This is a genomic window from Deltaproteobacteria bacterium, assembly GCA_013151235.1.
GTDB lineage: Bacteria > CG2-30-53-67 > CG2-30-53-67 > CG2-30-53-67 > CG2-30-53-67 > JAADIO01.
Map to the genome: position 1 here is coordinate 1 of JAADIO010000014.1, position 8,894 is coordinate 8,894.

The 8,894-nt window shown below is 52.3% G+C and carries 10 protein-coding genes; 2 read left to right on the plus strand and 8 right to left on the minus strand.

Features of this window, described 5'->3' with window-relative positions:
- A partial coding sequence (locus GXP58_02670) for a diguanylate cyclase (GenBank protein NOY52506.1) occupies window positions 1–429 on the plus strand: 429 nt, incomplete at its 5' end.
- Window positions 430–585: 156 nt separating this feature from the next.
- Window positions 586–2,442, plus strand: a complete 1,857-nt coding sequence (locus GXP58_02675; protein ID NOY52507.1) for a PAS domain S-box protein — start codon at window positions 586–588, stop codon at window positions 2,440–2,442.
- A 55-nt stretch (window positions 2,443–2,497) separates the two neighbouring features.
- Here GXP58_02675 and GXP58_02680 read toward each other — a convergent pair whose 3' ends face one another.
- From GXP58_02680 to GXP58_02715, 8 genes are all read right to left on the minus strand, one after another.
- On the minus strand, window positions 2,498–3,724 hold the full coding sequence (locus GXP58_02680) for a hypothetical protein (protein NOY52508.1): 1,227 nt from the start codon (window positions 3,722–3,724) through the stop codon (window positions 2,498–2,500).
- A gap of 11 nt (window positions 3,725–3,735) precedes the next feature.
- Complete coding sequence (locus GXP58_02685) at window positions 3,736–4,314, minus strand: prepilin-type N-terminal cleavage/methylation domain-containing protein (protein NOY52509.1); 579 nt, start codon at window positions 4,312–4,314, stop codon at window positions 3,736–3,738.
- Window positions 4,315–4,326: 12 nt separating this feature from the next.
- On the minus strand, window positions 4,327–4,854 hold the full coding sequence (locus GXP58_02690; protein ID NOY52510.1) for a prepilin-type N-terminal cleavage/methylation domain-containing protein: 528 nt from the start codon (window positions 4,852–4,854) through the stop codon (window positions 4,327–4,329).
- A 1-nt stretch (window position 4,855) separates the two neighbouring features.
- A complete protein-coding gene (locus GXP58_02695) occupies window positions 4,856–5,323 on the minus strand; it encodes a prepilin-type N-terminal cleavage/methylation domain-containing protein (protein ID NOY52511.1) in 468 nt (155 codons plus the stop codon).
- 524 nt (window positions 5,324–5,847) lie between these two features.
- Window positions 5,848–6,162, minus strand: a complete 315-nt coding sequence (locus tag GXP58_02700; GenBank protein ID NOY52512.1) for a cupin domain-containing protein — start codon at window positions 6,160–6,162, stop codon at window positions 5,848–5,850.
- A 10-nt stretch (window positions 6,163–6,172) separates the two neighbouring features.
- Complete coding sequence (locus tag GXP58_02705; protein NOY52513.1) at window positions 6,173–6,388, minus strand: DUF1858 domain-containing protein; 216 nt, start codon at window positions 6,386–6,388, stop codon at window positions 6,173–6,175.
- 176 nt (window positions 6,389–6,564) lie between these two features.
- Complete coding sequence (locus tag GXP58_02710) at window positions 6,565–8,628, minus strand: VWA domain-containing protein (GenBank protein ID NOY52514.1); 2,064 nt, start codon at window positions 8,626–8,628, stop codon at window positions 6,565–6,567.
- Between the two features lie 38 nt (window positions 8,629–8,666).
- On the minus strand, window positions 8,667–8,894 hold a 228-nt coding region (locus tag GXP58_02715; protein NOY52515.1), incomplete at its 5' end, for an AAA family ATPase.

Below are 8,894 nucleotides of genomic sequence, written 5' to 3' on the forward strand. Positions count from 1 at the left end.
CGCCTGATCCGCCATTACGGTCTTCATTCCGACGACTATGATGTTGCAAAGCAGGGATGGAAGTATACGCTGAAAAGCGGCCGGGTCCTCGAATTCATCCCGACCTCCTTTCTGCATGCGCCCGGTGCAATCGCCACCTATGATGCCAGGACCCGGACCCTTTTTTCCGGCGATCTCTTCGGCGCGATTGGCCGGGAATGGTCCCTCTTTGCCGATGAGGAATTTATCGCCCCCATGGAGGAATTCCACCGCCTCTACATGCCTTCGAAGAAAATTCTGCGATCCTGCATGAACCGGCTGGAAGGGTACGCCATCGACCGGATCCTTCCCCAGCACGGATCAATCCTCGAAGGCGAACAGGTCAAAACGGCCACCGCCCGTCTTCGGGAACTGGAGTGCGGCATAGATCTTTCCGTGGAAGAACCATGATGAAGTCGTAAAAAGTCGTTTTCCGGATTCCGTTCATGGTTCGACAGGCTTCCGAGCATGGTGAGCTTGCCGAACCACACGAACGGAATCAATAACTTACACCGTTCGCACTGAGCCTGTCGAAGGGCTTCGTGACTTTTTACGAGACCATCAACCATGAAACACTACGACAAGGAGATCGTCCGGACGAGCGACCGGCAATTAACGGAGATCCTGACCATCAACAAGGAGCTCACGGAAAAATCGCTCCGGATGCGGTGTCTCTCCTATCTCGCGGAAGTGAAATCCGAACTCCTGACCCAGACCGTCTATGAGATCGGCCGGAGCAAGAAAATCCTGCAGCAGATCAACCTTGATCTCACCTCCTCCCATACGACCCTGAAACACCAGCAGGAGATTGTCAGAGCACAGAACGAGGAACTGGAACGATGTGTTGCGGAACGGGTAGCCGATCTTCAACATTCAAATAAAACCTTACGGGAAGAGATCGAAGCACACCGGAAGAGTGAGAAACAACTACTCCTCTTCCGTACGCTCCTCAACCATTCCAATGACGAGATTTTCGTGATTGATCCCGAACGGGGAACCTTTCTTGATGTTAATGAAAAGACCTGCACGGAACTCGGATACAGTCGCGTGGAACTCCTTTCCAGGAGTGTCATCGATGTCGAACAAACCATTCCGGATCTCGCTGCATGGCAGACTCATGTTAAAGAACTTGCTCATATGGGAACGGCACTCTTCCCGGGGATACACATCCGGAAGGACGGAACGACCTTTCCGGTCGAGGTGAGCGCCTCCTACATCCGGGAAGAAGATACGGCTTATCTTGTAGCGGTCGCCCGAAACATCACGGACCGGAAAAAACTAGAGGCGCAGTTCCTGCAGTCACAGAAAATGGAGGCAATCGGCCGGTTTGCCGGGGGGATCGCTCACGACTTCAACAACCTGCTCACGGCCATTATCGGCTATTCGGAGATGCTCCTCCTCGATCGAACGCCCAAGAGTGGCGATTACGATGAGATCAAAACGATCCGCGAGACGGCAGAACGGGCATCACAACTGACCCGCAGGATCCTCGCCTTCAGCAAAAGGCCGGTAATGGAGCCAACATTGTTCAATCTGAACGATATTCTCCGCGATATGGAGAAGATGCTTACGCGTCTGTTAGGAGAAGATATTGAGTTTCGCTTTGAACCGGATGCAGATCTTCGAACGATCAAGGCCGACCCGGGCCAGGTGGAGCAAGTCCTCCTCAACCTCGTTGTCAATGCACGCGATGCCATGCCCGACGGAGGGAGGTTGACCGTTGCCACGACCAATATCCGACTCGACCCCTCCTATGTCCAGGCCCACCCGGAGATTCGAACAGGTGATTACGTCCTGCTCTCCGTCACCGACACCGGAATCGGGATGGAAGAAGAAGTTCGGACACATATCTTCGACCCCTATTTCACAACAAAAGAAGACGGAACGGGGCTGGGACTCTCCACGGTTTACGGGATCGTCCGCCAGAACGGCGGACACCTTTATGTCTACAGCGAAATTGAACAGGGAACGACCTTTAAGGTCTATTTCCCTGTGGCAACACAAGGAGGAGTCACAAAAGAAGTTCTCCAAAAGGAAGAGACGTCGCTTCCCCACGGCCGGGAAACACTCCTCGTGGTGGAGGACGAACAGACGATTATCACACTTGTCCTTCAGGTCCTCGAATCCCTGGACTATAACGTTCGGACCGCGATGAGCGGCGAGGAGGCGCTAAGACTCATCGCTGAACGGGACAGACCGCCCGATCTGCTGATCACCGACGTTATCCTCACGGGGATCGGAGGACCGGAAATGGCCGTCGAAATGAAAAAGAAGTGGGCCGACCTGAAGGTCCTTTTCATGTCCGGTTATGCGGACCGTAGGATTGCAAAACTTTCCGAGCTGCCTGAACCCATGGCCTTCCTTCCCAAACCCTTTACACCGGGCGAACTGGCCCGGAAGGTCCGGGAAATACTGGATGGATAAGGTTCAAATCGGGGGCGGGTACACCCTGAGGAAGCAACTAATTCCGGCGGACTGTTCAATTCAGAAGTGTCCAACTCTTTTTATAGAATTTTTTTAGCAGAGAAACCATCGCCGGATTGTAATCGATTGAGGCATGTTCCTTGATTATAAATTCAATTCCATTTTCCTGATCATCTGAATAGGCAATGAGAGCACCTTCAATCTTGGCGTTTTCACTCAACTTGATCCGGGTTACGCCGTGATGCTTCGGATCCAGGTGGCGGAGTATAACCAGCCCGTGATAGTTGAAATTATCGTTGGCATCAAGACGGGCGGCTGTGCTTTCACAGCCGTCATTATAATCATCAATAATCAGAACACCGTAGCCGGTCACAGAGTTTTCAGTCTTCACATTTCCCTGCAAATAGGTCACTTGCGGAGCATCGGCAGTCCCCATCAGCAAAAGGTCAAGATTGTGCTCATTATCAATCCTGATAACTTTTGCGGCTTTGTCCGGCTCCCTACCGCGGAGAAGGCTGTTGACAAACCCGTCCAGTTCTTCACGTGTCGGGTGATAATTATGAGTGATTGAAGTAACCGCTGACGTTTCATCTTCTATATCAGGCAATGAATCCGTCGTGGCAATTTTGATTTCAGTATCATCCTTCGTTTTCTTCCCTTTTATTTTCCCTTCCCAACTACTTTCAATCCTGATCTGCACATTAGGAGGCCGTTTTGTATTATCACCAGCGCCGCCGGGATTAATCAGGTTCACTGCGCCATTCAAGAGAAGAGTACCGAAGGTAATCCGGACCATATCCCGTTTGTCGTCATAGCGTGAGAAAAGAGAGAATGAACCATCACCATGATTACTAATATGGATCGTATAGCTCTCTCCATCGTCCGGATTGCAGAGAGCATTGATGTCTTCTCCTTCGGCAAGAATATCTTCTTTCTGGGGGGACAGGTAAGCATTCAAGACGGGAGTAATGTCACCATCGACCGTGTCATACTCGAGAAGATCGTTCAAACTGTCAAATGTATAGTTGGTATTATTGATATTCAGCGATGTCCCGCTTATGATCGCCTCAATATTGCTTGCGGCCAACTCCGTGCATCCCTCGGCAGCATACAGATTTTTCTTGTTCTGATAATCATTCCCGGCGATCTTCGTGTCAATGGTTGTATTAATCATGGCCGTCATCCCGATCAGGGTCAGGGCCAAAAGGATCAGCAAGGCCGTCACCAGGGCCATGCCCTGGTCATTCACATACACAACGCTCATCCTCGAAAAACGAATCATGGTTCTTCCCCTCACATATTCCTCAAGACAACACGCCGGGTCAAGACGATCTGCCGATAACCATTATTGTTTTTGTACCTCGGGTCTGCCCTCCGGGTCCTCGCAATGATCGTCACGGTCACGACATGGGGATTAACGGGGTTGTCCACCTGGAACATCGGGGTATCAGGAATTCCGTCCCCAGTTAGGTCCTGGGTGATAAAAGATGCGATAAAACCGTTGCCGGCACCCGTCCCGCTTACACTGATGCGGCCGGCTTTATCCTCCTTGCTTGAATACAGGTCCGTCCCTTGATTAAAACGATACACAACTCCGTCTTGCAGGAGGACGCCATCCCCTTGTCGGGGATGATCAGTGAATATATGTTTTAACGTAAGGCTCTGCGTTCTTTGAAGTCCCCCAACCAAGTAGTCCATGGCCACCCTGGCATTCTGTTCCATCTCCTGCACGTTTTCCTGAACATTGTAGCTCCGGCTCTGAGAAACCATGAAGTTCACCAGTCCCGCCGTCACAATCCCCGTCAAAGCAAGAGTAACAAGAATTTCAACCAGGGTGAATCCACCCTGTCTCCCCTTATGGTCGGTAGCCACAGTCACCTGAACTCACATCCGGCCGATAATTGTTGTAAAGTCGGCATGGTGCAGTTTCGGTGGTTCCGTCCTTCCCGGATCCGGCCAGAAAACCGAGACCGCCACTTTCGCAAAAAGAGGCCGCGTAGGATCAGGGTAGAATGTCACCACACGTGTCCACGTAAAACCCTTGTAGGGGTTATCCACTTTCCCGTCCCCGTCGATATCAATATCTCCGGGATCTAAATTTCCATCACCGTTAATATCCCCGTAGGGAATGCTTGTTGTGGATTGATTATTCTTTGTCAAAAAGAGTTCGTTTGTTGTGAAGGGATTCCCGTTATTAAGATCCGTTAAGCTCGCGAACAAGGTTGCTAAACTCTTGCTTCTAGCCTCCTCGATAAGGTCAGCCCCAATCGAGGTCGCAATCGTCATATTGCTGCTGAAGGCATTGGAGCGAATCATTTGAGCCTGGAGCCCCGCCAGTCCCAACAGCCCGAAAGAGAGAACCACCAAGGTGATCAGTAGTTCAATCAGGGTAAAACCTTCCTGATTCGACACCCTACTTCTTGACAAGCCTTAACCCTCCGACAGGATTTATCTTTACCTCATATTCTGTAACCGTTTGTCTGAGACCAACCGTGATGGTTTGCGCCCCATCCTTCAGATTGCCCATGGGCTGATAAGTCAGCTTCCCGGCATTGGCCCCACACAAATTACTTGTCAGCTTTACATCGGGGGTACTATCTTGGAAGTCAACCCGCGGAATCACATCACGTCCAGTGCTATCCTGAATCGACATTGCAGCAGCCGGGTTCAGAGAAAAAATTATATCGACAGTCTTATTCTCTTCAATCGCCGCCATTCGTGCCAACTGCAAATTGGTGTAGATCTCCCGCGCCGTATTCTTTACTTTTTGTGATTGAGAATATGTCTCAAGTGACGGCGCAACAAAGGCCAGGGTCAGGGCAATAATGGAGATGGTAATGATAAGCTCGATATAGGTAAAACCTGAACTTGCGCGGTGCATTATTTTATCCCTTATCTTGTACCATGTTCTGAAATAACCTCAACGGATAGTAACAGATTTGCAAAAAATGTCAACATATTGTATACGAGAAAGTTGACATTTTTTTCACTCTGTTAATACAAAAAATATGGCTGAACTATACCAGAAGATGGGGGAAAAGGCAAGGTAAAATTTACAAAAGTATTACGTACTACCACAATCTAAAGATATAAAAATGCTTAGAATAACCAAATCCATCCGTTTTCAGGGAAAATCGCGCAGCCTCCTGCATTNNNGCATTCGGGTGAAGGTAGAGTAGGCGCCCACACAGAGAAACGTCATTCCTTGCAGACTGTGACAGGTGGCGACCCCCGGTGAACCAAGCCGTCGGGTCATTCCGGTTTTATCCTTCGGATTGTCTTCCCCTTACCGGGACCGGGTTTGCCTGCCACACCGGGCAAACCAAAAAGGACAGGCACCCCTTTGATGCCTGCCCTTATACTCTTACCGTTTCGTATAAAAGGTTGCCCGGAACGCACCCCATATCAATGCCCGGGGTTCGGCGCCACAACGGCAAGGACCGTCAGGCGGGTGACCGCTCGAACCCCATGGGGTTCATCGGGATTACAGAGCAGAAGATTGCCGGCAATCCCCTTTCTTTTTTTATTTCCCAGGGTAAACTCCCCCTCCCCATCCAGTACCTGCATCATCACTCTTGCCGGCGCTCCATGGGGAGGGATCTCCTGTCCTGCTTCCATACATAACAATGCCATTTTCATTTCAGGCGTATCCTGGAGAAACTGCTTTACCGGACCTTCCGGTGAAAACTTCTTCAGGGCATTCAGATCGATCGTCTCCATCTCGCCTCCCTTATGAACTCACGGCATTTTTCATTACGGCATTAATCTCATCTACAATCACCTGCGGATCAAGATTATGCATGGTCGAACCGAAGGCGATGCTTTCCATGTTCACGCCGGGGCAGGTGAAACAGCCGTTTCCGAAGTGTTTCTCGATAATCGCCTTGGCTTCGGGGGAATGTTTGATCACATCACCGATCAAGGTCTCTTTTGTTACTTCACTCATGAGGATTCCTCCTTTCTCTCTTCCAGTCACGGGAAGGGTTTCCTTTCGCTGTCTTTCATTCTACATCTTATATATACCAGAGGCAACCGGCCGACACCGTGACGCACATCACAAGTGGTGAAAGTTTTTCGCCTTGACTTTTGCTTTGCCCCTCTGTGCCTTTGCCCCTTGCTCTTTCACCTTCCCGTCAGCCCAGTCAGCTTCCGGTACATCCCGACCAGTTTCCGGGGGAGTGATTCGATCTCATCCAGGATCAGGAAGTTCCCCCGTTCGAAGATCTCCGGAAGATATGCACGGGCTTCGGTATCGACGGTGATGCAGAAGGAGAGAATACCGGACGCCCGGGCGGAGAGAAGGGCCTTCTTGATATCCTCGATCCCGTATCGCCCTTCATAGGTATCGAAATCGTTCGGCTTGCCGTCACTCAGGATAATAAGCAGTTTCGTTCGGGCCCGGACATGCTGGAAGAGATGGGTGATGTGACGAATCGCCGGGCCCATGCGGGTATAGTCGAGGGGGCGCATCCCGCCGATCCGACCCCGAATCTCGGAGCCGTACCCCTCGTCGATCCCCTTGAGGGTATAGAGGCTGCAGGCCTTCCGGGTCTTGCTCGAAAAACCGAAGATGCCGTAACGGTCGCCGATCGCCTCCATGGCCTCTCCCAGAAGAAGCAAGGCCTCACGCTGCTGGTCCATCACCCGGAGGTTTTTCACATAGGCATCGGTGGAGGCAGAGAGGTCGGCAAGAAAGATCGTGGCGATCTCCTTTCTGCGACGCCGTTTTTCAATGTAGATCTTCTCCGACGGCATGACGCCGGCCTGCATGTCGGTCCATGCCTCAATGAATGCATCGTTGTCCACATCCTCGCCGTTGATCCGCTTTCTGAGCTTACGGTACTCCGGTCGAAGGGCCTGAAATTCACGGCGGACCCGGGTGAAGAGATGTTTATTTTTCTCCATCAAACGATCGGACCATGCGATATCCTCACGGTCGTAGACTCTTTCGATCAGCGTGCACCAATCCTTGCGAAGGGCGCCGATCCGGTAGTCCCATTCGTCATACAGAAGACCGGGAACCGCTTCCCCGGAGTCGTTTTCAAGTTCCCCCGGCTCGATCTCGAAATCCTCTTCCACATGGAGAAGGGTTTTCGCCTTCCGTGCCGTCCGGATCATCCCCGTGGATTCAAGTTCGTCCAGGGCCTTGGAAAGTTCGCCCACATCTTCGTCGGTATCCAGCGGCCGGCTGATCCGGAAATACTTTGCGATCATGCTGATCTTTTCAAACCGGTTCAGCAGAATCCCCCGCCGCGCCTCCTCCTCGTCGAATTCCGTTGCCTCCGGCGTCACCTTCCGATCCGTCGAAAGTACGGTTTTCTTCTGCGTCGTCTCCTCTTGATCCCGGTCCCCGGCCTGCCCCTGCGCCGCCACACGAACCGCTCCTTTGAGCGTCCGAAGAATGGAGGGAAGATTCATCCAACCCCGGTATGGCACGGCGTCAATCTTCCGATACGGGCCGTCCACACCGTTCAGTCCACCCAGCATCCGCAGGGCCAGACGCGCGGAGTCGGACGGGCTGCTCCCGTTCCCGACGAGATGAATCATCTCTTCTCTGAAGGGATCGGCCCATTTCCGAACGGACGGGACGAACCCGGACAGGTCCGCGACGGGATGAAGACTCAGCCGGAGGAGGGCCTCGACCCTCTGTTCTGCCACAGTCAGTCCTTCCGGCTCCGGCCTTTCCCTCAAACACTGTTCCTTCAGCCTGTTCAAAAGCGTTGCCAGGCCTTCCATCTCCTCGGACAAATGCCGTTCCATCCGGGCGTCCTCGATGATGGAAAAAAGATCCAGGACCCGGTCCGGGTTCTCCATGCGATCAAAAAGTCCCAGGACCTCAAGACTCCCGAAACGGATCTGCCCATACTTGTGGGCAATAATCGCCTTGTAAAGGGCGAAATTTTCCTCCCGATCGTCAAAGGTATCGATTCGCTCCGGTAGATAGATCCGTTTCAGGTCGGTGTAGGAGTCGGCCGGGGTCGCCGGGACCTGCCGGTTCGCTCGACGGATCAATCCGAAGACATAGCCCTTCCCTTCTTTCCAGATCCGGTTTTTCCGGATCCCCAACGGCTCTTCCATCAGGCCCGACAGATAGATGTCGAGGACCTCCTGTATATCGGAAAGATGCACGGCGGAGGAGGAAGTTTCCTCTTGGACGCCGCCTCTTCCGGGCCTATTTCCGATCATAGAAAAGAACATATGCCTCTGTGCCTTTGCCCCTGGTCTTAAAACACCGACGTAATCAGCTCGTAGATGCCCCGCTTCACCTCCGGCTCATCGGTGATCGGTTGCAGCATGGCGATCTCGCAGGCCCGGCGGGGTAAAATCCCATCCTCGATCAACTGCGCCGCATAGACAAGAAGGCGGGTGCTGACCGTCTCGTCCAAACCCTTGTCCTTGAGATTCCGGATCTTGCCGCCCAGAAGAACCAGGGCACGGGCCGTTTTCTCATC

Coding starts and splice junctions, on each gene's coding strand:
- GXP58_02710 (NOY52514.1), bottom strand. CDS start 8,628: ATGATCGGAAATAGGCCCGGAAGAGGCGGCGTCCAAGAGGAAACTTCC.
- GXP58_02675 (NOY52507.1), top strand. CDS start 586: ATGAAACACTACGACAAGGAGATCGTCCGGACGAGCGACCGGCAATTA.
- GXP58_02700 (NOY52512.1), bottom strand. CDS start 6,162: ATGGAGACGATCGATCTGAATGCCCTGAAGAAGTTTTCACCGGAAGGT.
- GXP58_02695 (NOY52511.1), bottom strand. CDS start 5,323: ATGCACCGCGCAAGTTCAGGTTTTACCTATATCGAGCTTATCATTACC.
- GXP58_02680 (NOY52508.1), bottom strand. CDS start 3,724: ATGATTCGTTTTTCGAGGATGAGCGTTGTGTATGTGAATGACCAGGGC.
- GXP58_02705 (NOY52513.1), bottom strand. CDS start 6,388: ATGAGTGAAGTAACAAAAGAGACCTTGATCGGTGATGTGATCAAACAT.